Source organism: Streptomyces sp. NPDC093085 (genome assembly GCF_040683935.1).
Lineage (GTDB): Bacteria > Actinomycetota > Actinomycetes > Streptomycetales > Streptomycetaceae > Streptomyces.
This window is the reverse complement of the sequence record NZ_JBFBFB010000003.1, coordinates 129,598-156,578: the sequence shown is the minus strand read 5'-3', so window position 1 is coordinate 156,578 and position 26,981 is coordinate 129,598. Positions and strand designations below refer to the sequence as shown.

Genomic DNA, 26,981 nt, shown 5'->3' with positions numbered 1-26,981 from the left:
GGCAGACCGTTGAGCATTCTCGGTGCCCTGAAGAGATTCGCCGCCGTCGGAGCCGTCGCGCTCGCCGCCATCAGCCTCCAGCCCGCCTCCGCCTCGGCCGCCCCGCTGCCGGCGCAGCTCTCGGCCGAGTCCGCGGGCCCCCTCGCCGCCCCGCCGGTCGTCGGCGGCACCCGCGCCGCCCAGGGGGAATTCCCCTTCATGGTCCGGCTCTCCATGGGCTGTGGCGGCGCGCTCTACTCGCCCACCATCGTGCTGACCGCCGCCCACTGTGTGAGCGGGTCCGGCAACAACACGAGCATCACCGCCACGGCGGGCGTCGTGGACCTCCAGAGCAGCAGCGCCATCTCGGTCAAGTCGACCAAGGTGCTCCAGGCCCCCGGCTACAACGGCGCGGGCAAGGACTGGGCGCTCATCAAGCTGGCCTCGCCGATCAACAACCTGGCCACCCTGAAGATCGCCACCACCACCCAGTACAACACCGGCAACTTCACCGTCGCGGGCTGGGGCGCGGCCACCGAGGGCGGCGCCCAGCAGCGCTACCTCCTCAAGGCGACCGTCCCGCACGTCTCCGACGCGAGCTGCAACGCCTCGTACGGTGGCGAGGTCATCACCAGCGAGGAGATCTGCGCCGGTTACGCGAGCGGCGGCACCGACACCTGCCAGGGCGACTCGGGCGGCCCGATGTTCCGTACCGACAGCAGCGGCGCGTACATCCAGGTCGGCATCGTGAGCTGGGGCAACGGCTGCGCCCGGCCCGGGTACCCCGGTGTCTACACCAAGGTCTCGACCTTCGCCTCGCAGATCGCCTCGGCGGCGGCGACGCTGTAGCGGGCGCGCGGCGGCGCGGGAGCGCCGAAGCAGCGCGCAGAACGCGAGGGGCGTGCCCCGGGCCGACATCCGGCCCGGGGCACGCCCCCTCCTCGTACGTACGCGGGCTGCGCGCGCCGGTCCGCCCGCACAAGCCGATCCGGCTGCGAGCGCCGGTCCGGCTACGCGAGCCGTACGGCCGGAGCGCCCGCCCCGTCCAGCTCCAGGACCCACACCTCGTTGGCCCCTTCCCGCAGCACCGGACCCGGTACGTACAGCGACTCCTGCGGCCCCACCGACCAGTACCGGCCCAGGCAGAAGCCGTTCACCCACACGAACCCCCGGGTCCACGACGGCAGCGTCAGCCGCGCGTCCCCCGCGCCCGCCACCGTGAACGACGCCCGGTAGAGCCCGCGCCGCCCCTTCCCGCCCTCCTCGGGACGCTCCTGGGCCGCCAGCCCCTCCCCGGCGGGCCGGAACGGGATCCGGGCCACCGCCGCCGCGTCGTCGAAGGCGTCCAGCCGTACGCCTCGCGCCCGTACCCCGTGCAGATACTGGCGGTGGTGCAGGATCCCGCCCGTGATGCCCTTCGGCTCGCCCGTCAGCGGCCCGTAGTTGACCCGGCCCAGCGACTCCACCCAGATCTCCACCGACGCGGGCCCCGCCACCGGCTCCACCAGCTCCGGCGCCCCGTCGCCCAGGGCGCCCGCCTGGGCCCGTACCCCGTTCACGTACACGACCGCGAGGTCCCGGAGTCCGGCCAGCGTCAGGGGGTACGGCGGGCGTTCGCCCGGGATGCCGACCTGGTAGCGGACCAGACCCCGGTCCACCCCCAGCTCCTCGAAGGTCGGCGGCAGCGCGCTCTCCGTCTCCGGGCCGCCCACCGCCTCCACCACCGCGTCCAGCGGCGCCCACCCGCTGAGCTCCGCCGTCACCGGAGCGCCGAGAACCGGCCACTCCGCGGGCACCTCGGGCAGCGGCCCGGACCCCTCCTGGAACCCGGCCAGCACCTCCCGGAAGGCCCAGAACTTCTCCGTCGGCCGGCCCATCTCGTCGATCGGCGCGTCGTAGTCGTACGACGTGACATCCGCCTCCAGCGCGCCGTCCTTCATCTCACCGGCCCGGTTGGCCCCGGCCCACCCCGCGAAGTTCGTCCCGCCGTGCGCCATGTACAGGCTGACGGAGGCCCCCGCCGCCAGGATCTCCCGGAGCGCCCCGGCCGCGTCCGCCGCGTCCCGTACGGCCGGCTTCCCGCCCCAGTACTCGAACCAGCCGCACCAGAACTCCATGCACATCAGCGGCCCGTGCGGACGGTACCGGCGGAGGGTCTCGAAGGCGGTGCGCGCCCCCGAGCCGAAGTTCACCGTGGCCAGCACCCCCGGGATCAGGCCGCCGGTCAGCATGTACTCCTCCGGGCCGTCCGAGGTGCAGAGCTCCGCCGTGATGCCGCACGCCCGCGTCAGCTCGGTGAGCCGCTCCAGATAGACCCGGTCGGTGCCGTAACTCCCGTACTCGTTCTCCACCTGCACCAGGATCACCGGGCCGCCCCGGCCGAACTCCCGCGCGGCGACCTGCGGCAGCAGCTCCCGGTACCAGCGCTCCACCGCCGCCAGGAACTCCGCGTCCCGGGTCCGCACCCGCGCCCCCAGCGGCCCCGTCAGCCAGTGCGGCAGCCCGCCGTTCTCCCACTCCCCGCAGATGTACGGACCCGGGCGTACGATCGCCCACAGCCCGGCCGCGTGCGCCGCGTCCAGGAACCGGCCGAGCGCGGCCACGTCATGGAACCGGCCCGGCTCCGGCTCGTGCAGGTTCCACGGAACGTACGTCTCCACCGTGTTGAGGCCCATCGCCCGCAGCATCCCCAGCCGGTGCGCCCACTGCTCCTCGTGCACCCGGAAGTAGTGCAGCGCCCCGGCGAGCACCCGCACCGGACGCCCGTCCACCTCGAAGTGCTCGCTCCCCACCCGAAACCCCGCCGCGTCACCCAAGCCCGTTTCCATACCCTGAACCCCGTCCTCTCCGGTCGTCGTCCTCGCGCACCCATCCGCCGAGGTCTCCCACCCACCCTTCCCACTGGCGGCCGGAGGGTCCATGGACAAAGATCACCACTCATTGGACGGAACGAGGGAGCCGATGCGGCGAGAGGCCGATGAAGCGGGGCCGCCGAGGCCGGGGAGCGGGGGGACGGCCGGCGGCTACCACACCTGGATGCGGTTCTTCAGCCCCGGACCCGTCCACCACGGCCTCGGGCTCGTCTGCCTCGGCGTGGGACTCCAGCAGGGCGACATCCCCGTCGTCGGGCCCCGCACCCTCGACCACCATGTCGCCGTCGTCATCAGCGCCGGCAGCGGCTGGTACCGCTCGCCCGACGGCCGGCGCACCACCGTCACCGCGCCCGCCCTGCTCTGGCTCACCCCCGGCGTCCCCCACCACTACGGGCCCGACCCGCGGGGCGGCTGGGACGAGAGCTTCGTCGACTTCACCGGGCCCGCCACGGCCACGTACACCGAACTCGGCTACATCGAACCCGACCGCCCCGTCGTCCCCCTCGCCGACGCCACCGACGCCCGCGCCGCCGTCGCCCGGATCGCCCGCGCCGCCCGCCACGGCAACCCGCTCCTCGAAGTGGAGACCGGGGCCGCCGTCCACGAACTCCTCGTCGCGCTCCGCCGCGCCCGCGCCGACACCGACGCCGAGGGGGACCCCGTACTCCAGGCCCTGGCCCGCGACGCCTGCCGCCCCCTCACCGTCGCCGAGCACGCCGCGCGCCACGCCATGACCCCGGCCGCCCTGCGCGCCGCCGTACGCCGCGCCTCCGGGCGGAGCCCCAAGGACTACCTGCTGGGCATCCGCCTCGCCCACGCCAAGGAACTCCTGGTCGCCACGGAACTCCCGGTCGCGGCCGTCGCCCGCCGCGTCGGCTACGACGACCCCGCCTACTTCTCCCGGCTCTTCACCCGCCGCGTCGGCGTCGCGCCCGTACGCTTCCGGCAACAGCAGAGCCGCCCGGGCCACCCGGCCCCCACAACCGTCCCGCATCCTGACCAACCGGACGGTACGAACCCCGACAGGCCCTAAGCTCCCGGACCATGACCACGAGCACCCCCGGCCCCGGCTCCACCCCCGCACGCCCCGTCGACGCCTCCGTGCAGGCCGAACTGACCCGTCTGCGCGAGTCCATCGACAACATCGACGCCGCCGTCGTGCACATGCTCGCCGAACGCTTCAAATGCACCCAGCAAGTAGGCCACCTCAAAGCCGCCCACCACCTCCCCCCGGCCGACCCGGCCCGGGAATCCCGCCAGATCACCCGCCTCCGCCAACTGGCCGAAAGCGCCCGCCTCGACCCCGCCTTCGCCGAGAAGCTGCTGAACTTCATCATCGCCGAGGTCATCCGCCACCACGAAACCATCGCCGACGAATCCCGCACCGACGAATCCCGCGGCGACGCACCCCAGCTCCCTTGACGGCCCCTGACGCGTGCGCTCTCAGCGCAATGTGTGCTGGTGTGCGGGGGAGGGCGTATCGGGCAGCATGGGCGCATGTCCGTACTGACGCGCGATGAAGCGCAGACCCGAGCCCGGCTCCTCGATGTCCAGCGGTACACCGTCGCCCTCGACCTGACCACCGGCGAGGAGACCTTCGACTCCACCACCGTCATCCGGTTCACGGCCCGCGCGGCGGGGGACACCTTTGTCGAGTTGAAGCCCGCCGTGCTGCGCTCCGTCACCCTCGACGGCGTCGGCCTCGATCCGGGGGCGCTCGACGGGAACCGGCTGGCGCTGCGCGGGCTCGACGCGGGCGCGCATGAGCTGCGGGTCGATGCCGCCATGCGGTACTCCCGTACCGGGGAGGGCATGCACCGGTTCACCGACCCGGAGGACGGTGAGACGTATGTCTACACCCAGCTCTTCATGGAGGACGTCCAGCGCGTCTTCGCCGCCTTCGACCAGCCCGACCTGAAGGCCGTCTTCGAGGTGACCGTCACCGCGCCCGACGGGTGGAGTGTGCTGGGCAATGGTGTCTCGGTGCGGGAGGGAGACGAGGGAGAGGGCGGTGGTGTTCGGTGGAGCCTTGCTACGACTCCGCTGCTTCCCACCTACCTGGTCGCCGTCGCCGCCGGGCCCTGGCACTCCGTCCGTACCGAGCATGCCGGGCTCCCCTTCGGGCTGCACTGCCGGCGATCGCTCGCGCCGTACCTCGACGCCGACACGGGCGAACTCTTCGAGGTCACCCGCGCCTGCTTCGACCGGTACCACGAGAAGTTCGAGGAGCCGTACCCCTTCGACTCGTACGACCAGCTCTTCGTCCCCGAGTTCAACGCGGGCGCCATGGAGAACCCCGGGCTCGTCACCTTCCGCGACGAGTACGTCTACCGCTCCGCCGTCACCGACAACGAGCGCCAGACCCGCGCCATGGTCGTCGCCCACGAGATGGCCCACATGTGGTTCGGCGATCTCGTCACGCTCACCTGGTGGGACGACATCTGGCTCAACGAGTCCTTCGCCGAGTACATGGGGTACCAGACGCTCACCGAGGCGACCTCCTTCACGGACACCTGGGTCGACTTCGGTATCTGGCGGAAAGGGTGGGGATACGACGCCGACCAGCGGCCCTCGACCCACCCCGTCGCGCCCGCCCCCGACGCCGTGCCCGACACCGCCGCCGCGCTCCTCAACTTCGACGGCATCTCCTACGCCAAGGGCGCCTCCGCACTCCGCCAACTTGTCGCCTGGCTCGGCGAGAAGGACTTCCTGGCCGGGATCAACACCCACTTCGCCCGCCACAAGTTCGCCAACGCCACCCTCGCCGACTTCATCGACTCCCTCGCCCACACCACCGACCGCGACGTCCACACCTGGGCCGAGCAGTGGCTCCGTACCACCGGCGTCGACACCCTCACCGCCCGCGTCACCGCCCGCGCCACCGAATGGACCCTCGCCGTCGACCGGCAGGGCAGCCGGCCGCACCGGCTCACCGTCGGTACGTACGACATCGGTCCCGCCGACTCCGCCGACTCCGCCGACTCGGCCGGACCCGGCCGGCTCGTCCCGCGTGACCGCTTCGATGCCGACGTGCCGCTCAGCGAGCCGCTCACCCTTCCCGGCCGCAGGCCCGCGCTCGTCCTCCTCAACGACGGCGACCACACCTACGCCAAGATCCGCCTCGACCCCGCCTCCTGGCACACCGCCCTCACCACCCTCGCCGGCCTCCCCGACCCCCTCAGCCGCAGTGTCGTCTGGAACGCCGCCCGGGACCTGGTCCGCGACGGCGAACTCGCCCCCACCGCGTTCCTCGACGCCGCCCGCACCCACCTCCCGTACGAGACCGACATCGCCCTCACCGAAGGCGTCCTCCTCTTCGCCACCGACCAGATCACCCGCCAGTTCCTCACCCCGGAGCAGCGCCCGGCCGCCCTCGCCACCCTCACCGACCTCTGCCGGGACCTCCTCCGCCGCACCGAGGGCGGCGAGGCCTCCGGGATCCGCCTCACCGCCGTACGCCGCTTCATCGACACCGCCACCCAGCCCGACGCCATCCAGGACTGGCTCGCCGCCGACGCCGTCCCCGGCGGGCCCGAACTCGACCCCGAGCTGCGCTGGCGCATCCTCACCCGGCTCGCCGTCCTCGGCGCCGTCGACACCGCCGCCATCGACGCCGAACGCGACCGCGACCGCAGCGCCACCGGCGAGGAGGGCGCCGCCCGCTGCCGCGCCGCGCTCCCCGACCCCGCGGCCAAGGCCGAGGCCTGGGCCCGGCTCTTCGACGGCGACGAACTCTCCAACTCCCTCTTCATCGCCACCGCCGACGGCTTCTTCCACCCCGAACAGGCCGACCTCGTAGGGGAGTACGTGCCCCGCTACTACCCGGCGGCCACCGCCCTCGCCGCCCGCCGCGGCCCCGCCATCGCCACGGCGGCCGGACGGCACGCCTTCCCGCGCCACGCCGTCGACGAGGAAGCGCTCCGCCTCGGCAGGGACTTCCTCGCCGGTACGGAGATCACGCCTGCCCTGCGCCGCAAACTCGTCGATCAACTGGACGATCTGGAGCGCGCGCTGCGCGTTCGTACGTCGTAGGGGGAGTGCTGGAGCCGGGGCCCGGTTCGGGCCCCGGCCGCCCGGGGCCGGGGCCCGAACCGGGCGGCCGGGCCCGTACCCCGATCCGGACTCCAGAGTGTTTTTCAGCCTTTTCGGCGACCGGGCCCTCGCGTGCCGCTACCCCGGGCCGCCGCGCCTCGTTGTGCCTGCCGGAAACCACCGCTCGTGGCAGCACTCGTGGAAGGCAGCACACGCCGATGACCGCCCACCCCATCGACCTCGCCCACCCCCACGACCTGGTGGGCATCGGCATCGGCCCCTTCAATCTCTCCCTCGCCGCCCTCGCGGACCGCCTTCCCCCACGGGGGGACAAGCAAGGGGAAGGGAGTGCGGGAGGTGCGGGGAGCGGGGGAAGCGCGGGGAGCGGGGGGAGTGGCGGCATGGGGGCTCTCGCCGTCGCCTTCTTCGACCAGAACCACTCCTTCCGGTGGCACCCCGGCATCCTCATTGACGGCACCACCCTCCAAGTCCCCTTCCTCGCGGACCTGGTCACCCTCGCCGACCCCGCCAACCCGTGGTCCTTCCTCAGCTACCTCAGGAACCGGGACCGGCTCTTCCCCTTCTACTTCGCCGAGCGCTTCCACATCCAGCGCGCCGAATACGACGCCTACTGCCGCTGGGTCAGCGAACAGCTCCCCACCCTCCACTTCGGCCACCAGGTCGACGCCGTCCGCTGGAACAGCGAACGCGACCTCTTCGAAGTCGACTTCACCCAGCTCGGGGCCGACGGCGAAGCCGAAGCGCTGGGGCGTGCCCACACCCGTAACATCGCCCTCGGCATCGGTACGGAGCCGTACGTCCCCGCCCCCCTGAGGCCGCTCGCCGAGGACCCCACCATCCCCGTCGTGCACTCGGCCCACTACCTCGACCAGCGGGAACGCCTCCTCACCGCCGGGCACATCACCGTCATCGGCTCGGGGCAGTCCGGGGCCGAGGTCTTCCTCGACCTGCTCCGCCACCGCCCCGCCGGCGCGGAGAAGATCCACTGGCTCGCCCGTACCGAGGCGTTCACCCCGATGGAGTACTCGAAGCTGGGGCTCGAACAGTTCACCCCCGACTACACCCGCTACTTCCACGCGCTCCCCGAGCGCACCCGGGACGAACTCCTCCCCACCCAATGGCAGCTCCACAAGGGCATCGGCCAGGAGACCATCGCCGCCATCCACGACGAGTTGTACCGCCGCACCCTGCACGGCGGCTGGCCGGACGCCGTCCTCACCCCCGGCGTCCATGTCCGCACCGCCGGGCGCGTCTCCACCAACCGGCTCGAACTCCACCTCGAACACAGCCGCCAGGCCAGCCGCTCCCGGCTCACCACCGACGCCATCGTCCTCGCCACCGGCTACCGCGAACGGCCGCTCGACCGCATCCTGGCCGGGCTCGACCCGTACATGCGCCGCGACGCCTCCGGGCGGCCCCGGATCGACGCCCACCACCGGCTCGTCCTCGACCCGTCCGTCACCGGCTCCGCGTACGTGCAGAACGCGGAACGCCACACGCACGGCGTCGGCGCCCCCGATCTCGGGCTCGCCGCCTGGCGCAGCGCCACCATCCTCAATCACCTCATGCGGCAGCACACCGGCACCGAGCCCTATCCGCTGCCCCGGCGCACCGCCTTCACCACCTTCGGCCTCGACGACCGCCACCGGACGCCCACGGTGCCCGCGCCGAGGGGGATGGTCCCGCTCATCGAGGTCCGCTGACGTCCGCTGAGCCACGTCCGCTGAGCCACGTCCGCCGAGACCAGGCCCGCCGAGAGCGAAGAGCCGGAGAGGGGGCGGGGCGCCGTACCGCATCGTGCGGCCCGGCGCCCCGCCCCCTCACGGTGCGGCGGATCAGAACACCGGGGTGCCGTCCCGCGTCAGCTTCCAGTCGACCGACGCGAAGTCCGCCGGGTCCACCGTCCCCGCGCTCTTCACCCAGGTGATGATCGTGTTCCGGATCTCCTCCGAGTTCGACCAGATCTGCTGCGCCCCGGGCACATGCGGGAAGTTGCCGCCCCCGCTCGCCCGGTAGTTGTTCACCGCGAGCACGAACTGCGCCGCCGGGTCCAGCGCCTTGCCCTGGAAGAGGAGGTTGGCGATACGCGACCCCGCGGGCTTCGCGATGTCGATCTCGTACGTCAACCCCGACACGACGTCGTAGTTGTAGTCCGGGGTGTTCCCCGCGTTCGTCAGCTTCGACGTGTCCACCGGGCCGCCCGCGGCCGTCTGTACGTAGTACCGCGCCGAGTACTCCAGGTACTCCCGGATCTGCGCGCCCGTCACCAGCCGCGCCTCCAGCGTGTTCTCGAACGGGTAGAGGCCCGCCGCGTCCTTGATGGTCACCTTGCCCGCCGGGATCCCCGCCGTACGCGAGAAACAGGACGCCTGCGAGAGCACCGGCAGCGCCGCGTACGCGCCGCCCGCCAGCGCCGCCTTCACCGTCTCCGCCTGCACATGGTTGATCAGGTCGATGATCGGCTCGTCCTTCCACGGCGCGTCCGCCGTGGTCATCGCCACCGTCGACGTACCGATCACCTCGTTGACGTACGCGACGACCTTGCGGTGCTCATCCGTCAACAGGCGCGTGATCTTCTTGTCCTCCTCGACGGTGTTGGAGTTCAGCACCTTCGACGAGACCCGCTCGACCGACCAGGAGCCGCGCTCCCACACCAGCTCGAAGTCGAAGAGCGTCAGCCGCTGCCCCCACTTCAGCGGCTCGGAGAGCACCACGTCCTTGCCGGTCTTCTTGTTGACGACCCGGCGCTCCGGGATCTCCACATGCGCGTGGCCGACCAGGATCGCGTCGATCCCCGGCACCTGCTCCGCCACCAGACCGGCCGCGTTCTCCACATAGGGGAGCTGGTCCCCGTACGACGACGAACCGTCCGACCCCGAGTGGGCCGAGACGATCACCACGTCCGCACCCATCGAACGGAGCTTGGGCACCCACTTCGCCGCCTGCTCCTCCAGGCCCGGGAAGGTCATCTTCCCCTGCACATTGGCCTTGTCCCAGATCGCGATGCCCGGGTTCGTCAGCCCCAGGACCGCCACGCGGACATCGGGGCCGCCCGGGGTGCGGAGCTTCTTGATGACGTACGGGGGGAAGGCCGGCCGGAGCGTCTTGGCGTCCAGCGCGTTGGCGCCGAGGAGGGGGAAGCGCGCCTGCTCCTCGAACTTCCGGAGCACCGGGATGCCGTAGTTGAACTCGTGGTTGCCCAGCGCCGCCGCGTCATAGCCGATCGCGTTCATCGCCTGGGCCATCGGGTGGACCGGGCCGCGCTTCGCCGTGATCGGGTCGACCTTCGCGTAGTAGTACGAAAGCTGCGTGCCCTGGATCGTGTCGCCCGCGTCGATCAGCAGCGTGTTGTGGCGGCCCTTCTCCTTGCGGACCTGCTCGACCAGCGTCGAGATCTTCGCCAGCCCCACGTCGTTGTGGGCCGCGTCGTCGAACTCCTTGTCCGTGAAGTAGTCCCAGTTGAAGACGTTCCCGTGCAGGTCCGTCGTCCCCATCACCGTGAACGCGTACCGCCTCTGCGGCCGTCCATGAGTGGCACCCCGGCCCGGACCACCCTGACCCGCGGCCACCGCCGGGGTCGTGCCCGCGGCGGCCAGCGCCGCACCCGCCCCGGCGACAGCCGCGCTGCCCAGAAGCGTCCTACGGTTCAGCGGCATCTCTACTCCCTCGATCCATTGCACAACGCGCGTAGATTCTGGCCCAGAACCACCTCACCGCAACACCCCCGGAGGGTTGCGATCAGATGACCACCGGCAGTCGGGCCTCATCCCGGCGCCCCCTGCCGAGGTCCCCCGCCGGAGATCTCTCCCGAAGCCCCTTCCCGAGCCCCCTTCTGGGGCCCGTTGTCGGACCGGGATGCGAGAGTGGTCTCCAGCCGACCGACCGAGGAGCCGCCCCTCATGACCTTCGACGCCGACACCCCCGGCACCTCCGCCCCCACGCCGCCCTACGGCACGCCCGAGACACCCCGGGTCGCCGTCCGGGGCGAAGCCCGGCTCGAAGTCGATCCGGAGATCGCCCGTATCTCCGTCACCGTCGGCGCCCGGGGCACCGACCGCCGCACCGCCCTGGACGACCTCACCCGGCGCAACGCGTACGTCCTCGACCTGGTCAAGAGTTACGGGGACGCCGTCGAGAAGCTGGAGACCGGGGCCTTCTCCATCACCCCCGAACTCACCAAGTACGGCCGGGGCGAGCGCGTCCGGGCGTACTACGGCCGGGTCCATCTCACCGTCGAGCTCGCCGACTTCACCGCCCTGGGCGAGCTCACCACCCGTATCGCCGACCTCGACCTCGCCTCCGTCTCCGGACCCTGGTGGTCCCTGCGCCCCGACTCCCCGGCCCGGGGCACCGCACGCCGGCAGGCCGTACGCGAAGCCGTCCAGCGGGCCCGTGAGTACGCCGAGGCCCTGGGGGCCCGTCTCGACGCCCTGGTCGAGCTGGCCGACATCGGAGCCGAGGGCAGCGGGGGGTACGGCATGCCCGCCGCGCCCGGGGGAGCCATGCGCAGCGTCCCGTTCGGCGGCGCCGGTGGCGCGGAGGCCGCCCCGGCGCTCGACCTCGAACCACAGCGCCAGACCGTGTACGCACAGGTGAACGCCCGCTTCACCATGACCCCGCCCGACCTCACCGCCTGAACGCGGAGGGAGCCCTCCGACATGACCGGGCCGGCCGCCGGGGGAACGCCGAAGGCCACGGGATCAAGCGGTGGACGCGAGATCTGCCGTGGCCTTGGAATACAAGGAAAAGTGCCCCGGGTGGGATTCGAACCCACACTGTATGCTGTTTGAGAGCACTGCCTGCTGCCGATTGGGCTACCGGGGCTCGCAGAATCGAAGGTCTTGCCAGACCCGCTGCATGACCACAATACCCCAGCTCGGTAGGCTCATGGGGAGCAGCATCCTGTCTGGAACGAGGAGCCCCCGTGACCGCCCCCGAGACGCCACAGCCCGTCGACGATGACGACAAGTCGCATGTTCCGCCGTTGACGACGCGTGTCGTCATCGCCGAGGACGAGGCCCTGATCCGGCTCGATCTCAAAGAGATGCTGGAGGAGGAGGGGTACTCCGTCGTCGGTGAGGCCGGGGACGGGGAGCAGGCGGTGGCGCTGGCCCGGGAACACCGGCCGGATCTGGTGATCCTGGACGTGAAGATGCCGGTGCTCGACGGGATCTCGGCGGCCGAGAGGATCGCGGAGGAGTCGATCGCGCCGGTGCTGATGCTGACCGCGTTCTCCCAGCGGGACCTGGTGGAGCGGGCGCGGGACGCCGGGGCGATGGCGTATCTGGTGAAGCCGTTCAGCAAGAGCGATGTGGTGCCGGCCATCGAGATGGCGGTGTCGCGCTTCACGGAGCTGCGGACGCTGGAGCGCGAGGTCGCCGATCTGACCGTACGGCTGGAGACCCGGAAGCTGGTGGACCGGGCGAAGTCGGTGCTCCAGACGCAGTACGGGCTGACGGAGCCGGCGGCGTTCCGGTGGATCCAGAAGACGTCGATGGACCGCCGGATGTCCATGCAGCAGGTGGCGGAGGCGGTCATCGAGGACGCGGCGGAGAAGAAGTCGGGGAAGGGGCAGTAGCCCGTACCCCTGTACGACACCCTGGACCTGCGGGAGGGCCCGCCCCCGGATCGGTGAGATCCAGGGGGCGGGCCCTCCCGCACGTACCGCCGTGCGGCCGGCCGGACGTCAGTCCTCGCCGAGGTAGGCCTTGCGGACGGACTCGTCGTGGAGCAGGGAGTCGCCCGTCCCGGAGAGGACGATCTTGCCGATCTCCATGACATGCCCCTGGTCGGCGAGGGAGAGCGCGGCCTGGGCGTTCTGTTCGACGAGCAGGATCGTGGTGCCCTGGGACTTCAGCTCCACGATGGTCTCCATGATCTTCTGCATCATGATCGGGGAGAGGCCCATCGACGGCTCGTCCAGCATCAGCAGCTTGGGCTGGGACATCAGGGCGCGGCCCATGGCGAGCATCTGCTGCTCCCCGCCGGAGAGGGTGCCCGCCGCCTGCTTCCGCCGTTCGCCCAGGATGGGGAAGAGGTCGTAGGCGCGCTGGATGTCCTTCTCGATGCCCGCCTTGTCGGTCCGGAGGAAGGCTCCGAGCTGGAGGTTCTCCGTGATGGTGAGGCGGGGGAAGATATGCCGGCCCTCGGGGGAGTGGGCGAGTCCGAGGGCGACGATCTTGTGCGCGGGGACGCTGTTGAGCGGCTTGCCGTCGAAGACGACGCGCCCGCCGGCGGGCTTGAGGAGCCCGGAGAGGGTGCGCAGCGTGGTGGTCTTGCCGGCCCCGTTGGTGCCGATGAGGGTGACGATCTGACCGGCTTCGACGGTGAAGGAGATGCCCTTGACGGCCTCGATCTTGCCGTAGGCGACGGTGAGGTCTTCGACCTCCAGAAGTGCCGTCACTTCGCGTCCCCTTCCGTGCCGGTGGTGCCCGTGGTGCCCGTACCGCCGGCGTCGCCGGGGGTGTGTGCCGCGTCGGCGGCGGCCTCCGCCGCCTCGACGGCCGCGACCTCCTCCGCCCCGGGGGCGCCCTCGAAGGGCGTGCCGAGGTAGGCGGCGACGACCCGCTCGTCGCCCTGGACGGCGGCGGCGGTGCCCTCGACGAGCTTCTCGCCCTGGACGAGACAGGCGACGCGGTCGCAGAGGTTGAAGATGAACCGCATGTCGTGCTCGATGACGAGGACGGCGATGCCCTGGGCCCGGATGGCGAAGATGAGTTCTTCGGTGACCCGGGTCTCCTGGGGGTTCATGCCGGCGGTGGGCTCGTCCAGCAGGAGGAGCCCGGGCTCGGCGGCGAGGGCGCGGGCGATTTCGAGCTTCCGCTGCTCGCCGTAGGGGAGGTTACGGGCGAGGTGGTCGGCCTTGTGGGTGAGGCCGATGAACCCGAGGAGTTCCATGGCCCGCTCGTGGGACGCGGCCTCGGCCCGCTTGAAGCCCGGGCCGCGCAGCAGCGCGGACCAGAGCCCTTCCTTGGTGCGGGTGTGGCGCCCGACGAGGACGTTCTCCAGGACGGTCATGTTGGCGAAGAGCCGGATGTTCTGGAAGGTACGGGCGATGCCCGCGTTGGTGACGAGGTGCGGCTTGGGCGGGAGGACCGTGCCCTTGTAGCTGACGGTGCCCTCGGTCGGCACGTACAGCCCGGTGAGGCAGTTGAAGAAGGTGGTCTTCCCGGCGCCGTTGGGGCCGATGAGCCCGACGATCTCCCCGGCGTCGACGTGGAGGTCCACGTTCCGTACGGCGGTGAGGCCGCCGAAGCGCATGGTGACGCCGCTGGCGTCGAGGACACGGGTGGCTGTCGAGGTGGTCATGGTGTTCACGCCCCCGCCTTGGTGACGCCGGTGGGCGTGCCAGTGGTGTCGTTGGGTGCGCCCGCCTCGTCGGCCTCGTGGAATTCGAGCTGCGCGCGCCGGTTGGCGATGAGGCCCTCGGGGCGGAAGCGCATGAGGAGGATGAGCGCGATCCCGAAGCCGAGGAGCTGGTAGTCCTGGAGGAACTGGAGCTTGGCGGGGATCAGGTAGAGCAGCGAGGCGCCGATGAGGGGCCCGGTGATGGTGCCCATGCCGCCGAGGATGACGGCGGCGAGGAGGAAGGCCGAGTTGGGCGGCACGGGCCCGGCGAACACGTACATCTCGGGGACGACGGTGTGCTGGACATGCGCCTGTACGGTGCCGGCGAGACCGGCCAGGGTGGCGCCGAGGGCGAAGGCGATGAGCTTGACGCGGAAGCCGTTGATGCCCATGGCGGTGGCGGCGGTCTCGTCCTCGCGGATGGCGACCCAGGCGCGTCCGATACGGGAGTCCCCGGCCCGGCTGAAGACGACCACCACGAGGATCATGGCGAGCAGCATCAGCAGGTAGTAGTTGGCGTAGGCGCCGAGCTCGAAGCCGAGGACGGTGTGGGACTCGCCGAAGTTGTACCCGAAGAATTCCAGGTCGGGGATGTTCGGCACACCGTTGGGGCCGTTGGTGATGCGCGGCCCCGAGACGCCGTCGAGGTTGCCGACCGCGATACGGAAGATCTCCCCGAAGCCGAGGGTGACGATGGCGAGGTAGTCGCCGCGCAGCCGCAGGGTGGGCGCGCCGATGACGACGCCGAAGATCAGGGAGACCACGGCGCCGGTGAGGACGGCGGCCCAGAACGGGAAGTGGATGTCGAAGACGGAGGCCGTGGTTCCGGAGACGAGGGCGGCCGTGTAGGCGCCGACGCCGAGGAAGGCCACGTATCCGAGGTCGAGGAGCCCGGCGAGGCCGACGACGATGTTCAGCCCGAGGGCGACGGTCGCGAAGATCAGGATGTTGACCGCGATCAGGGTGAACTGGTCGGTGGACTGGGTGAAGGGGAACGCCGCGGCGGCGACGAAGGCGGCGGTGACGGCGATCAGCCGGTACTTGGCGGTGAGGCCGTTGATCCGGGCGATCAGACCGGACTTGAAGAGCGCGGTGGCGGCGAAGCCGACCGTGAGCAGGTAGCCGGTGAAGAGTTCGGCGTACTCGGTGTCGATCCCGTAGGTGAAGACGGAGAGGCCGAGGGCGAAGACGGCGACGATGATCAGGATCTCGGCCCAGGAGGGGAGCTCCTTGGGCCGCCTGGCCTTCCGGGTGTCGTCGGGGAGGAGGAACGCCCCGACGACGGGGACGACGGTGGCGGCCAGGGCGACGAAGCCGCCGGGGTCGAGGTTGACGAGCCCGCCGAGTTCGACGGCGATCGCCAGCCCGGTGAACCAGGTGGTGGCCAGCCCGCCGAGGGCGAGGAGCCGGAGCGCCGCGGTGGAGCCGGCGGGGGTCAGCCAGATGAGGCCCTTGACGCCGAGCGCGGAGAGCGCGAAGAGCGCGGTGAGCAGGCCGGCGGCGAGGGTGAGGAGCTGGAGGCCGCCGGGGTAGGCGTAGACCGTGAGGTCGCCGGGGAATTCGGGGGTCCAGGTCCAGGAGAGGAAGGTGCTGGCGACGGTGGCGACGCCACCGGCGAGGGTGAGGACGCGGAGCTGTGTGGTGCGCCGGGCGGCGTCGCCCGGGGCGGTGGCGCCGGGGGCCGTGGTGTCCGTGGTGGTGTTGGTCATGGCTCTCACGCCCGATCCGCGACGCGCTCACCGAGCAGGCCCTGGGGCCTGACGAGGAGGACGACGATGAGGAGGACGAACGCCCAGACGTTGGCCCATGCGCCGCCGCCGAGCTGTTGCATCCCGGGGATGTTTTCGATGTACGCGATGGACATGGCCTCGGCGAGACCGAGGACGACTCCGCCGACCATGGCCCCGTAGATGTTGCCGATGCCGCCGAGGACGGCGGCGGTGAAGGCCTTGAGCCCGAGGATGAAGCCCATCTCGAAGTTGATCTGGCCCTTGTCGAATCCGTAGGCGACGGCCGCGACGGCCGCGAACGCCGCGCCGATGGCGAAGGCCATCACGATGATGCGGTCGGTGTTGATGCCCATGAGCTTCGCGGTGTCCCGGTCCTGCGAGGTGGCCTGCATGGCGCGACCGCTGCGGCTCTTGGAGACGAAGAGGCCGAGGGCGATCATGCAGAGCGGGGCGAGGACGAAGAGGAAGGCGTCGGCGCGCTGGATGTAGAGATGTTCCGTGATCTTGAAGGACGGGCCGGGGAACTCGGGGAAGCTGATGGCCTTCTTGGCGTCCGGGTAGAAGGCCCAGACGACCTGCTGAAGGGCGATGGAGAGGCCGATCGCGGTGATGAGCGGTGCCAGCCGGGGCGCGCCGCGCAGCGGACGGTAGGCGAAGCGTTCGGCGGCGGTGGCGACGGCCACCGCGACGATGGCACCACCGATGATCATGAGGGGTATCGCCACCACCAGAGAGGTCCCGTCGGGGAGCACGGTGTACGTGGTGAGGGCGCCGAACCCCCCGATCATGAAGATCTCGCCGTGGGCGAAGTTGATGAGCTGCACGATGCCGTAAACCATGGTGTACCCGATGGCGATCAAGCCGTAGAGGGCACCGAGGGCAAGGCCGTTGGCGAGCTGTTGCGGCAGTTCGTTCACCGCAGGGCCTCCGATGAGCGTGGTCGGATATGACGCCGCGCGAGGGCGCTGTTGCGCCCTCGCGCGGTCATAGGTCGGTATGGGGGCGGTGGCGGTGGGTCAGTCCTCGAACGTGGCGCTCTTGACGTCGGTCCAGGCGCCGTTGACGACCTTGTAGACGGTGAGCTGCTTGTTCGTGGTGTCCCCGTACTCGTCGAAGGCGACCTTGCCGGTCACACCGTCGAAGGAGACCTTGCCGGTGGCGTCGACGATCTTGGCGCGGGCATCGTCGGGGAGCTTGCCGTCGTTGTCGGCGACGACGGCCTTGACGGCCTGGATGATGGTCCAGGCGGCGTCGTAGGAGTAGCCGCCGTAGGCGCCGTACGGGTCCTTGTAGCCGCCCGCCTTGTAGTCCGTGATGAACTGCTTGGCGGTGTCCAGCTTCTCCACGGGGTAGCCGATGGAGGTGGCGAGGTCACCGTCGTTGGACTCGCCCGAGGCGGAGATGAAGTTCGGGTCGTAGATGCCGTCGCCGCCCATGGTGGGGATGGCGGCACCGGCCTTCTTGATCTGGTCGGAGAGGAGGCCGCCCTCGGGGTACTGGCCGCCGAAGTAGACGGAGTCGGCGCCGCTCGCCTTGACCTTGTCGGCGGTGGCGGAGAAGTCGGTCTCCTTGACCGTGACGTGGTCGGTGCCGGCGACCGTGCCGCCGAGGCGCTTGAACTCCTCGGTGAAGATCGCGGAGAGGCCCGCGCCGTAGGTCTGCTTGTCGTCGACGACGAAGACCTTCCGCTTCTTGGCGTCGTTGTAGTAGTACTGGGCGGCGAACTTGCCCTGGACGACGTCGGTGGCGGCGGTGCGGAAGTACGAGGCGAACGGGCGCTTCAGGTCGCCCTTGCCCCAGTTGTCGCCCTGGGAGAGGGCGGGGTTGGTGTTGGCGGGGGAGACCTGGACCAGCTTGGCGCTGTTGAAGACACCCTGCATGGACTGGGCGACACCGGAGTTCAGCGGGCCGACGACGCCGAGGACGTTCTTGTCGCCGACGAGCTTGGTGGCGTTGGCCTGACCGGAGGCGGGCACCGCCTGGTCGTCGAGGGGCTCGATCTTGAACTCGATGCCGGGGACCTCGTTGTTCTTGTTCGCGGTCTTGATCGCGAGGTCGACGGAGTTCTTGATGCCCTGGCCGAGCGCGGAGAGCGATCCGGTGAGCGGCGCGTCGACCCCGATGACCACGGTGGTCTTGTCGCTGCCGCTGTTGCTCTTGCCCGCGTCACGCGAGCCACATGCGGTGAGGGTGAGCGCACCCGTGGTGATCACGGTGGTGAGCATGAGCAAGGAACGCTGTCGCACTTTGAGTCCTCTCCCTGGCGCGGCCTCCTCTGCTGAGGTGCCGTAGCAGCCGCCGGTGCGTACGCATGCGTACATCTGAGCTGATTCTCATATCGGCGGCGCGGTAACTGGGCGTGACTCTAAACGCAGGTAGAGGAGGTGGGGAGCGGTGGGATGAGGATGTGACTGTCTTGTTATGCCGAGGCGAACAGTGGGTGGGTGCACTCCGGACTTATCGGGGTGTTCCAGGCATAACAAAAATCGACCGCATCGTGAGAACTCCCAGTTCCGCTAAGGGACTTGGGACGTTTTTGGTGCTGACAGCCGATCGGGCAGGAGGGGGAGAGGGAAACGGGCAGCGCGGTGTTCCGAGCGGGCAACGGGCGGATCCGCGTTCACGCCGATGTTACGCAGCGTGAAGGCGGCCGGGGTGTGTGCCGGGAGGTCCAACTCGGGTGCGGGGCACGGCCGCGAGGCGGCACCGGACCGTGCCCGGGAGGTGCCGGGCGTGCGGACGGGGTTACGGGCGAGGGGCGCGGGTGTTGCGGCGCCGTTGCCGCCGACGGCGCGGACGGCTGCCGTATGTACCGGGAACGGGCGCGCGAACGGGCACGGTCCGGGGCGAGACGGGCGTTCCGGGCGCGGCAGGTGGCTCGTACGGCGCGGTGCGTGGCCGGTACGGCGCGGCAGGTGGCGCGTACGGTACGGGTGGCCGGCGCACCGGCGGGGAGCCTCGCGGACGGCGGCGACACCGGGGCGGGCGGGATCCGTACGGCCGCCGCTCCGTCCGCCGTACCCGCTCCGCGCCCTCCGTCCGAGGTCATGGGGGCACGCTAGGCGGTACGTACGGCCCCGGCAAGAGGTCCGTCAGGACCACGCCGGGGCCGTCGGGTCCGGGCCGGGACCTGATGGGGCTGATGGGGCCTAGCGCGGCGCGTCGGTGCCGGCGGGTCCCGCGGCCCCGGGGGCCGGGGCGGGGGCGTCGCGCAGGAGGCAGGTGAGGCGGGCGGTGCAGACCCGGCGCTCCTGCTCGTCGGTGAGGACGATCTCGTACGTGGCGGTGGAGCGGCCCCGGTGGACGGGGGTGGCGACCCCGGTGACCAGGCCCGAGCGGACGCCGCGGTGGTGGGTGCAGTTGAGGTCGACACCGACGGCGAGCTTGGTGGGCCCGCCGTGCAGCATGGCGCCGACGGAACCGAGGGTCTCGGCGAGCACGGCGGAGGCGCCGCCGTGGAGGAGCCCGTACGGCTGGGTGTTGCCCTCGACGGGCAGGGTGCCCACGACGCGCTCGGGCGTGGCCGCGGTGACCCGGACGCCCATCCGGGCGCCGAGGTGTCCGGCGGAGAAGAGGGAGTCGAGGTCGACGCCGAGCGCCGCGTACTCGTCGAGGGTCTCCTGCGAGAACTTCACGGTGGTCTGCTCACCCATGGGCCAGGCTCCGTTCGGCTGCGGCGTTCGCCGGTGCGTGCGGTGTGCACGCTCCTGCCTGTGTACCAGATGGCTGAGCGAACGCTTAGGGCCCGCCCCGCCCCTGGTCGGGGACGGGGCGGCGGCCCGCGGGCCTACTCGAAGCGGACGATCACGGACTTGCTGGTCGGGGTGTTGCTGGTGTCCGCGGTCGCGCCGAGCGGGACCAGCACATTGGTCTCCGGGTAGTACGCGGCGGCGCACCCCCGCGCTGTCGGGTAGTGGACGACCCGGAAGCCGGGGGCCCGCCGCTCCACACCGTCGGTCCACTCGCTGACCAGATCCGTGTACGAGCCGTCGGCCAGCCCGAGTTCGGCGGCGTCGTCCGGGTGGACGAGGACGACCCGGCGCCCGCCCTTGATACCGCGGTAACGGTCGTCGAGACCGTAGATGGTGGTGTTGTACTGGTCGTGCGAGCGCAGCGTCTGGAGCAGCAGCCGGCCCTCGGGGAGCTTCGGGTACTCGACGGCCGCGGCGGTGAAGTTCGCCTTGCCGGTGGCGGTGGGGAAGCGGCGCTCGTCGCGGGGCGCGTGGGGGAGCGCGAAGCCGCCGGGGTGGGCGACCCGGGCGTTGAAGTCCTCGAAGCCGGGGATCACCCGGGCGATCCGGTCCCGGATGGCCGCGTAGTCCTTCTCGAACTCCTCCCACGGGGTGAGGGAGCGGGGGCCGAGCGTGGCGCGGGCCATGCGCGCGACGATGGCCGGTTCCGAGAGGAGATGGGGACTGGCGGGCGGCAGGTTGCCGCGCGAGGCGTGCACCATCCCCATGGAGTCCTCGACGGTGACGACCTGCCGCCCGCCCGCCTGGATGTCCTTGTCGGTACGGCCCAGGGTGGGCAGGATCAGGGCGCGCGCCCCGGTGACCACATGGGAGCGGTTGAGCTTCGTCGACACATGGACGGTCAGCGTGGCGCGGCGCATGGCGGCCTCGGTGACCTCCGTGTCGGGCGTGGCGCCGACGAAGTTGCCGCCCATCGCGAAGAAGACCTTCGCCTTGCCGTCGCGGAGCGCCTCGATGGAGCGGACCACGTCGTACCCGTGGTGGCGCGGCGAGGTGATGCCGAACTCGCGGTCGAGGGCGTCGAGGAAGGCGGGCGCGGGCCGCTCGAAGATGCCCATGGTGCGGTCGCCCTGGACGTTGGAGTGACCGCGCACCGGGCAGACCCCGGCGCCGGGCCGGCCGATGTTTCCGCGCAGCAGAAGGAAGTTGACGACCTCGCGGATGGTCGGCACGGAGTGCTTGTGCTGGGTGAGCCCCATGGCCCAGCAGACGATGGTGCGCTCCGAGGCGAGGACGAGCGCCAGCGCCTCCTCGATCTCGTCGCGCCGGAGGCCGGTCGCGGTGAGCGTCTGCTCCCACTCGGCCTTCCCCGCGGCCTCGGCGAACTCCTCGTACCCGTGGGTGTGTTCCCGGATGAAGGCCTCGTCGGTGGCGCCGGGAGTGTCGAGGATCAGCTTGTTGAGGAGGCGGAAGAGGGCCTGGTCGCCGCCGATCCGGATCTGGAGGAAGAGGTCCGCGAGCGCCGCGCCCCTGAGCATGCCCTGCGGCGTCTGCGGGTTCTTGAAGCGCTCGGTGCCGGCCTCGGGCAGCGGGTTCACCGCGATGATCTTCGCGCCGGCGGCCTTCGCCTTCTCCAGGGCGGAGAGCATGCGCGGGTGGTTGGTGCCCGGGTTCTGCCCCGCCACGATGATCAGATCGGCCTGGTGCATGTCTTCGAGGGAGACACTGCCCTTGCCGATGCCGATGGTCTCCGAGAGCGCGGAGCCGGAGGACTCGTGGCACATGTTGGAGCAGTCGGGCAGGTTGTTCGTACCGAACTCGCGCGCGAAGAGCTGGAGCAGGAACGCGGCCTCGTTGCTGGTCCGTCCCGAGGTGTAGAAGAGCGCCTCGTCCGGGGAGGAGAGCGCCGTCAGCTCCTCCGCGATGATCGCGAAGGCGCGCTCCCAGCTCACCGGGGTGTAGTGGTCGGCGGCGCGGCCCTCCGGGTCCCGGTCGAGCAGCATGGGCTCGGTGATCCGGCCCTGCTGGCCGAGCCAGTAGCCACTGCGGGTGGCGAGGTCGGCGACGGGGTGCGCGGCGAAGAACTCGGGGGTCACCCGGCGCAGGGTGGCCTCCTCCGCGACCGCCTTGGCGCCGTTCTCGCAGAACTCCGCGGTGTGCCGGTGGTCGCCCTCGGGCCAGGCGCAGCCGGGGCAGTCGAAGCCGTTCTTCTGGTTGACCTTGAGCAGCGTCTGCGCGGTGCGCCGCACCCCCATCTGCTGCTGGGCGATGCGCAGGGTGTGGCCGATGGCGGGGAGGCCGGCCGCCGCGTGTTTGGGCGGGGTGACCTGGGGGGCGTCCTGGACCGGGTCGCCGGTGGGCGGCTTGCTCGCCATCGCGTACTCCCTCGTGCGTGGGTCTCTCGCTCGTGCGCAGGTTCTTCGCGTACGCCTCCGATCATTCCACGGGGTAACGGCAAACGGCGGGTGAGGGGCGCGGGGAAGGCGGGTGAGGGACGCGGGGAAAGGGGCCGGGGCCGTGCGGGACGGGGGCCGGAGGGCCGGGCCCGGGGCCGGGCCGGTCGGGATTGTCAGTGGGGCGTGGCAGGATCGGAGCCGTGGCCGAGACAGCATCGAAGAAGACCGCAGACAACCGTCCCCGCCTGCTCCTCATGGACGGGCACTCCCTGGCGTACCGGGCGTTCTTCGCGCTGCCCGTGGAGAATTTCACGACCTCGGCGGGGCAGCCGACCAATGCCATCTACGGCTTCGCGTCGATGCTGGCGAACACCTTGCGTGACGAGTCGCCCACGCATTTCGCGGTGGCGTTCGACGTCTCCCGCAAGACCTGGCGCTCCGAGGAGTTCCCGGAGTACAAGGCGAACCGGTCGAAGACCCCCGACGAGTTCAAGGGACAGGTCGAGCTGATCGGCGAGCTGCTCGACGCGATGCGCGCCGACCGGTTCGCGATCGACGGCTTCGAGGCCGACGACGTGATCGCGACGCTCGCCACCCAGGCGGAGGCGGCCGGATTCGAGGTGCTGATCGTCACCGGCGACCGGGACTCGTTCCAGCTCATCACCGAGCACACGACGGTGCTCTACCCGACGAAGGGCGTCTCGGAGCTGACCCGCTTCACCCCGGAGAAGGTCGCCGAGAAGTACGGACTGACGCCCGCGCAGTACCCGGACTTCGCGGCCCTGCGCGGCGACCCGTCCGACAATCTGCCCGGCATCCCCGGGGTCGGTGAGAAGACGGCCACCAAGTGGATCAACCAGTTCGGTTCGTTCGACGCGCTGGTCGAGCGGGCCGAGGAGGTCAAGGGCAAGGCCGGGCAGAACTTCCGGGACCACCTGGAGTCCGTGAAGCTCAACCGGCGGCTCACCGAGATGGTCCGCGACGTGGAGCTGCCCAAGGGCCCGGCCGAGCTGGCGCGGGCCGCGTACGACCGTACGGCGCTCATCGGCGTCCTCGACGTGCTGGAGATCCGCAACCCGAGCCTGCGGGAGCGGCTCCTCGCCGTCGACCCGGGGGCGGCCGAGGGCGAGGCACCGCCGCCCGCCGCCGGGGTCGAGGTGGACGGCGCCGTGCTGGCCTCCGGCGAGCTGGCCCCCTGGCTGGCGGCCCACGGCGAGCAGCCGCTCGGGGTGGCCACGGTCGACACCTGGACGCTGGGCACGGGCAGCGTGAGCGAGGTCGCCCTCGCCGCGGCGGAAGGGCCCGCGGCCTGGTTCGACCCCACCCGGCTCGACGAGGCGGACGAGCGGGCCTTCGCGGCCTGGCTCGAAGCGGCGGACCGGCCCAAGGTGATGCACAACGCCAAGGGCGTGATGCGGGTCGCGCCCGAGCACGGCTGGCGCGTCGGCGGCGTCACCATGGACACCGCGCTCGCCGCCTACCTGGTCAAGCCGGGCCGCCGCTCCTTCGCACTGGACGCGCTCGCCATCGAGTATCTGGGGCGGGAGCTGGGCCCGGCGGCGGCGGCCGACGGACAGCTCGCCTTCGGCACCGACGAACAGGCCGAGGCCCAGGCGCTGATGGCGCAGGCCCGCGCCGTTCTCGACCTGGGCGAGGCTTTCAGCGAGCGGCTCGGCGAGGTCGGCGCCACCGCCCTCCTCGACGAGGTCGAACTGCCCACCTCCGTCCTCCTGGCCAAGCTGGAGCGGCATGGCATCGCGGCGGACCGGGCCCATCTGGAGTCCATGGAGCAGCAGTTCGCCGGCGCCGTACAGCAGGCCGTCAAGGAGGCCCACGCCACGGTCGGCCACGAGTTCAACCTCGGCTCGCCCAAGCAGCTCCAGGAAGTCCTCTTCGGCGAGCTGGGCCTGCCGAAGACGAAGAAGACCAAGACCGGTTACACCACCGACGCCGACGCGCTGGCCTGGCTCGCCGGCCAGACCGAGCACGAGCTTCCGGTGATCATGCTCCGCCACCGCGAGCAGGCGAAGCTGCGGGTCACGGTCGAGGGGCTGATCAAGACCATCGCGGCGGACGGCCGGATCCACACCACCTTCAACCAGACCGTGGCGGCCACCGGACGGCTCTCCTCCACCGACCCCAACCTCCAGAACATCCCGGTCCGCACCGACGAGGGCCGGGCCATCCGCCGCGGCTTCGTCGTCGGCGAGGGGTACGAGTCCCTGATGACGGCCGACTACAGCCAGATCGAGCTGCGGGTGATGGCCCACCTCTCCGAGGACGCGGGGCTGATCGAGGCGTTCACCTCCGGCGAGGACCTGCACACCACCGTCGCCTCCCAGGTCTTCGGCGTCGCCAAGTCCGCCGTCGACCCCGAGATGCGCCGCAAGATCAAGGCGATGTCGTACGGACTCGCCTACGGGCTCTCCGCGTTCGGGCTCTCCCAGCAGCTCAGCATCGAGGCCGCCGAGGCCCGCGGTCTGATGGACACGTTCTTCGAACGGTTCGGCGGCGTACGGGACTATCTGCACCGCGCGGTCGTCGAGGCCAGGGAGACCGGCTACACGGAGACCATGCTGGGCCGCCGCCGGTATCTCCCCGACCTGAACAGCGACAACCGCCAGCGCCGGGAGATGGCCGAGCGGATGGCGCTCAACGCGCCCATCCAGGGCACCGCCGCCGACATCGTGAAGGTCGCCATGCTCAAGGTCGACCGGGCGATGGAGGAGGCCGCCCTCACCTCCCGGATGCTCCTCCAGGTCCACGACGAAATCGTGCTGGAGATCGCCCCCGGCGAACGGAAGGCGGTCGAGGAGCTGCTGCGCCGCGAGATGACCGGCGCGGTCGAACTCCGGGCCCCGCTCGATGTGTCGATCGGCGTCGGCACCGACTGGGAGTCGGCGGCGCACTGACGCCGGGACACCGGAAGGCCGTCCTCAGGCGGTCCGCCGGGGGCCCGGGGGAGCGGGCCGGTGGCGGCGGAAAGGGCAGAACGGCCCCGGCACACCGGCCGGCCGGCCGGGTCGTACGGGCAACCGGGCGACATCGGGGTGGCGGAGTGGTGAAAACGGCCGACCGACCGGTGTGCCGGGGCCAGGAGTTGACATAGGGTCGCCTGTGTCCTCGCGCGGGGAGCGCGAACAGCCGTCCACGGGGAGGGGCCCGACCTATGTCAGCGCTATTCGGCAGCCGCCTGCGCAGAGGAGCGACCTCCACCGCCGTGGCCGCCGCCGCCATCGCGGCGCTCTCCGCCTCGCAGGCACCCGGCGCCGTCCCCACCGGCCTGGGCGGCGGCACCCAGGCCGCCGATGTCACCCCGTCCCCCGACGACCCGGCGGTCACCGGCAACTCCCCGTACTACACCGAGCTTCCGCCGCTCACCACCCCCGACAAGCCGGTCACCTCGATAGACCTGCCGGCCACGGCGCCGGCGGAAGCGGGCATACCGACCACCGTCCTCGCCGCGTACCAGCGCGCGGAGGCGACGCTCAAGGAGGAGAAGCCCGGCTGCAACCTGCCCTGGCAACTCCTCGCCGCCATCGGCAAGGTCGAGTCCGGCCATGCGCGCGGCGGCCAGGTCGACGCCGACGGCACCACCCTCGCGCCCATCCTCGGCCCGGTCCTCAACGGTGTCGGCTTCGCCAACATCTCCGACACCGACAACGGCCGTTACGACGGGGACACCACGCACGACCGCGCCGTAGGGCCCATGCAGTTCATCCCGTCCACCTGGGAGAAGTGGGGCCAGGACGGCAGCGGCGACGGCGAGAAGGACCCCAACAACATCTTCGACGCGGCCCTCGCCGCCGCGTTCTACCTCTGCGCGGGCGACCGCGACCTCTCCGTCGAGAGCGACCTCCACCAGGCGATCCTCGGGTACAACCACTCGCAGGAGTACCTGAACACCGTTCTGACCTGGTTCCGTTACTACGAGAAGGGCACCCACGAGGTCCCCGACGGCCAGGGCGTGCTCCCCGTCGGCACCGGACCCGGCGCCCCCTCCACCGGCGTGCCGGGCCCCACGGTCAGGCCCACGCCCGCCGCGTCGCCGAAGCCCGCCCCCGCCACCCCGGTCGCGGCCGAACCGACCAAGCCCGCCACGCCGTCCACGCCCGGCGGGACGCCCACCAAGCCGCCCGCGACCGGCACCCCCAGCCCCTCGCCCTCCACCCCCGGCGACGGCACCACCCCCGACCCCGGCGAGAGCGAGCCCCCCGCGCCCGCCCCCGTCGTCGCGACGCTCGTGCAGACCGGCAGCCCCACGGCCGAGGCCGTCGCGGGCAGCCGGTTCGCCGAACGCGCCGCCGTACGCGCCACCGACACGGCGGGCAAGCCCGTCGCCGGGGTCTCCGTACGGTTCGAGATCGTCGGCGACACCGACGCCCGCTTCGCCCCCGGCAAGTCCCGGCTCACCATCGTCACCGGCGCGGACGGCCTCGCCGCCGCGCCGGTCGTCCAGGCGGGCGAGCGGACCGGCACGTTCACCATCCGCGCCTCCGTCGACGTCGACGGCGTCACCCCCGCCGAGTACACGGCCACGGTGACAGCCCGGCAGGCCGACGCGCTCGTCAGGACCACCGACACCGCGGTGACCGCCGCGGCCGGCGCGGAGTTCGCCACCCAGGTCGAGGCCAAGGCCACTTATCAGGGCGCCGCAGCCCCGAAGGTCGCGGCGACGGCCGCGTTCGTCACCTCGGCGACGGACGCCACCGTCCCCGCCGACAGCCCCTACTTCAAGGACGCCGACGGCAACCCGGTGCGCACCCTCACCGGCCTCACCACCGACGCCGACGGAGTCCTCCAGCTCCCGAAGCTCCACGCGGGCGGCACGGCGGGCACGTTCCTCCTCCGGATCGAGACGGAGGGCGGCGCGACCCTGACCGTCGAGGTGACGGTCACCGAAGCCTGACG

19 protein-coding genes and 1 tRNA gene are annotated in these 26,981 nt (G+C 71.4%); 10 read left to right on the top strand and 10 right to left on the bottom strand.

What is annotated here, in order from left to right:
* Nucleotides 1-9 precede the first annotated feature (9 nt).
* A complete protein-coding gene (locus AB0O07_RS11460) occupies nt 10-828 on the top strand; it encodes a serine protease (protein ID WP_365630733.1) in 819 nt (272 codons plus the stop codon).
* 161 nt (nt 829-989) lie between these two features.
* Here AB0O07_RS11460 and AB0O07_RS11455 read toward each other — a convergent pair whose 3' ends face one another.
* Nucleotides 990-2,807: a beta-galactosidase family protein gene (locus AB0O07_RS11455; protein WP_365630731.1), complete on the bottom strand. Its 1,818-nt coding sequence runs from the start codon at nt 2,805-2,807 to the stop codon at nt 990-992.
* 208 nt (nt 2,808-3,015) lie between these two features.
* On the opposite strand from AB0O07_RS11455, the gene AB0O07_RS11450 reads away from it, so the two are divergent.
* The 4 genes from AB0O07_RS11450 to AB0O07_RS11435 all read left to right on the top strand — a co-directional run bounded on the left by AB0O07_RS11450 (nt 3,016) and on the right by AB0O07_RS11435 (nt 8,608).
* Nucleotides 3,016-3,885 carry an AraC family transcriptional regulator gene (locus tag AB0O07_RS11450; RefSeq protein WP_365630729.1) on the top strand — a complete coding sequence of 290 codons (870 nt, stop codon included), beginning with the start codon at nt 3,016-3,018 and terminating at the stop codon, nt 3,883-3,885.
* Between the two features lie 11 nt (nt 3,886-3,896).
* Nucleotides 3,897-4,274 (top strand): chorismate mutase, encoded by a 378-nt coding sequence (locus tag AB0O07_RS11445; RefSeq protein ID WP_365630727.1) that lies wholly within the window; start codon nt 3,897-3,899, stop codon nt 4,272-4,274.
* A gap of 75 nt (nt 4,275-4,349) precedes the next feature.
* Nucleotides 4,350-6,884: an aminopeptidase N gene (gene pepN / locus AB0O07_RS11440; protein ID WP_365630725.1), complete on the top strand. Its 2,535-nt coding sequence runs from the start codon at nt 4,350-4,352 to the stop codon at nt 6,882-6,884.
* Between the two features lie 218 nt (nt 6,885-7,102).
* Nucleotides 7,103-8,608, top strand: coding sequence for a SidA/IucD/PvdA family monooxygenase (locus AB0O07_RS11435; protein ID WP_365630723.1), 1,506 nt, complete (start codon nt 7,103-7,105; stop codon nt 8,606-8,608).
* Nucleotides 8,609-8,740: 132 nt separating this feature from the next.
* Here AB0O07_RS11435 and AB0O07_RS11430 read toward each other — a convergent pair whose 3' ends face one another.
* Nucleotides 8,741-10,561, bottom strand: coding sequence for a 5'-nucleotidase C-terminal domain-containing protein (locus tag AB0O07_RS11430; protein ID WP_365630721.1), 1,821 nt, complete (start codon nt 10,559-10,561; stop codon nt 8,741-8,743).
* A gap of 243 nt (nt 10,562-10,804) precedes the next feature.
* Here AB0O07_RS11430 and AB0O07_RS11425 point away from each other — a divergent pair, with 243 nt between their 5' ends.
* The gene (locus tag AB0O07_RS11425) at nt 10,805-11,542 is read left to right on the top strand and encodes an SIMPL domain-containing protein (protein ID WP_365630720.1); all 738 of its coding nucleotides are present in this window, start codon (nt 10,805-10,807) and stop codon (nt 11,540-11,542) included.
* Nucleotides 11,543-11,654: 112 nt separating this feature from the next.
* Here the strand turns inward: AB0O07_RS11425 and AB0O07_RS11420 are convergent.
* Nucleotides 11,655-11,729: transfer RNA gene (locus tag AB0O07_RS11420), tRNA-Leu, on the bottom strand.
* A 100-nt stretch (nt 11,730-11,829) separates the two neighbouring features.
* Between AB0O07_RS11420 and AB0O07_RS11415 the strand changes: the two genes are divergently transcribed.
* Nucleotides 11,830-12,483: a response regulator gene (locus AB0O07_RS11415; protein WP_365630718.1), complete on the top strand. Its 654-nt coding sequence runs from the start codon at nt 11,830-11,832 to the stop codon at nt 12,481-12,483.
* A gap of 108 nt (nt 12,484-12,591) precedes the next feature.
* Here AB0O07_RS11415 and AB0O07_RS11410 read toward each other — a convergent pair whose 3' ends face one another.
* The 5 genes from AB0O07_RS11410 to AB0O07_RS11390 form a co-directional block, all read right to left on the bottom strand.
* Nucleotides 12,592-13,308, bottom strand: a complete 717-nt coding sequence (locus AB0O07_RS11410) for an ABC transporter ATP-binding protein (protein ID WP_365630716.1) — start codon at nt 13,306-13,308, stop codon at nt 12,592-12,594.
* A complete protein-coding gene (locus tag AB0O07_RS11405) occupies nt 13,305-14,213 on the bottom strand; it encodes an ABC transporter ATP-binding protein (RefSeq protein WP_365631528.1) in 909 nt (302 codons plus the stop codon). The genes AB0O07_RS11410 and AB0O07_RS11405 overlap by 4 nt, the downstream gene beginning before the upstream one ends.
* Before the next feature lie 5 nt (nt 14,214-14,218).
* Nucleotides 14,219-15,961 carry a branched-chain amino acid ABC transporter permease gene (locus AB0O07_RS11400; RefSeq protein ID WP_365630714.1) on the bottom strand — a complete coding sequence of 581 codons (1,743 nt, stop codon included), beginning with the start codon at nt 15,959-15,961 and terminating at the stop codon, nt 14,219-14,221.
* Between the two features lie 5 nt (nt 15,962-15,966).
* The gene (locus AB0O07_RS11395) at nt 15,967-16,899 is read right to left on the bottom strand and encodes a branched-chain amino acid ABC transporter permease (RefSeq protein WP_365630712.1); all 933 of its coding nucleotides are present in this window, start codon (nt 16,897-16,899) and stop codon (nt 15,967-15,969) included.
* A gap of 99 nt (nt 16,900-16,998) precedes the next feature.
* Entirely contained in the window at nt 16,999-18,228 is a 1,230-nt protein-coding gene (locus tag AB0O07_RS11390) for a branched-chain amino acid ABC transporter substrate-binding protein (RefSeq protein ID WP_365630710.1), read from the bottom strand.
* A 648-nt stretch (nt 18,229-18,876) separates the two neighbouring features.
* On the opposite strand from AB0O07_RS11390, the gene AB0O07_RS11385 reads away from it, so the two are divergent.
* Entirely contained in the window at nt 18,877-19,044 is a 168-nt protein-coding gene (locus tag AB0O07_RS11385; protein WP_365630708.1) for a hypothetical protein, read from the top strand.
* Between the two features lie 87 nt (nt 19,045-19,131).
* Here AB0O07_RS11385 and AB0O07_RS11380 read toward each other — a convergent pair whose 3' ends face one another.
* Nucleotides 19,132-19,635 carry a hotdog fold thioesterase gene (locus AB0O07_RS11380; RefSeq protein WP_365630706.1) on the bottom strand — a complete coding sequence of 168 codons (504 nt, stop codon included), beginning with the start codon at nt 19,633-19,635 and terminating at the stop codon, nt 19,132-19,134.
* A gap of 134 nt (nt 19,636-19,769) precedes the next feature.
* A complete protein-coding gene (locus AB0O07_RS11375) occupies nt 19,770-22,049 on the bottom strand; it encodes an FdhF/YdeP family oxidoreductase (protein WP_365630705.1) in 2,280 nt (759 codons plus the stop codon).
* Between the two features lie 221 nt (nt 22,050-22,270).
* On the opposite strand from AB0O07_RS11375, the gene polA reads away from it, so the two are divergent.
* Nucleotides 22,271-24,982: a DNA polymerase I gene (gene polA / locus AB0O07_RS11370; protein WP_365630703.1), complete on the top strand. Its 2,712-nt coding sequence runs from the start codon at nt 22,271-22,273 to the stop codon at nt 24,980-24,982.
* Nucleotides 24,983-25,239: 257 nt separating this feature from the next.
* Nucleotides 25,240-26,979, top strand: coding sequence for a lytic murein transglycosylase (locus AB0O07_RS11365; RefSeq protein WP_365630701.1), 1,740 nt, complete (start codon nt 25,240-25,242; stop codon nt 26,977-26,979).
* Nucleotides 26,980-26,981: the final 2 nt, after the last annotated feature.

Bases quoted from the DNA above. Each gene is read 5' to 3' on its own strand.
- AB0O07_RS11455 (WP_365630731.1), bottom strand. From the start codon at position 2,807: ATGGAAACGGGCTTGGGTGACGCGGCGGGGTTTCGGGTGGGGAGCGAG.
- AB0O07_RS11450 (WP_365630729.1), top strand. From the start codon at position 3,016: ATGCGGTTCTTCAGCCCCGGACCCGTCCACCACGGCCTCGGGCTCGTC.
- AB0O07_RS11445 (WP_365630727.1), top strand. From the start codon at position 3,897: ATGACCACGAGCACCCCCGGCCCCGGCTCCACCCCCGCACGCCCCGTC.
- pepN (WP_365630725.1), top strand. From the start codon at position 4,350: ATGTCCGTACTGACGCGCGATGAAGCGCAGACCCGAGCCCGGCTCCTC.
- AB0O07_RS11435 (WP_365630723.1), top strand. From the start codon at position 7,103: ATGACCGCCCACCCCATCGACCTCGCCCACCCCCACGACCTGGTGGGC.
- AB0O07_RS11430 (WP_365630721.1), bottom strand. From the start codon at position 10,561: ATGCCGCTGAACCGTAGGACGCTTCTGGGCAGCGCGGCTGTCGCCGGG.
- AB0O07_RS11425 (WP_365630720.1), top strand. From the start codon at position 10,805: ATGACCTTCGACGCCGACACCCCCGGCACCTCCGCCCCCACGCCGCCC.
- AB0O07_RS11405 (WP_365631528.1), bottom strand. From the start codon at position 14,213: ATGACCACCTCGACAGCCACCCGTGTCCTCGACGCCAGCGGCGTCACC.
- AB0O07_RS11400 (WP_365630714.1), bottom strand. From the start codon at position 15,961: ATGACCAACACCACCACGGACACCACGGCCCCCGGCGCCACCGCCCCG.
- AB0O07_RS11380 (WP_365630706.1), bottom strand. From the start codon at position 19,635: ATGGGTGAGCAGACCACCGTGAAGTTCTCGCAGGAGACCCTCGACGAG.
- AB0O07_RS11375 (WP_365630705.1), bottom strand. From the start codon at position 22,049: ATGGCGAGCAAGCCGCCCACCGGCGACCCGGTCCAGGACGCCCCCCAG.
- AB0O07_RS11365 (WP_365630701.1), top strand. From the start codon at position 25,240: ATGTCAGCGCTATTCGGCAGCCGCCTGCGCAGAGGAGCGACCTCCACC.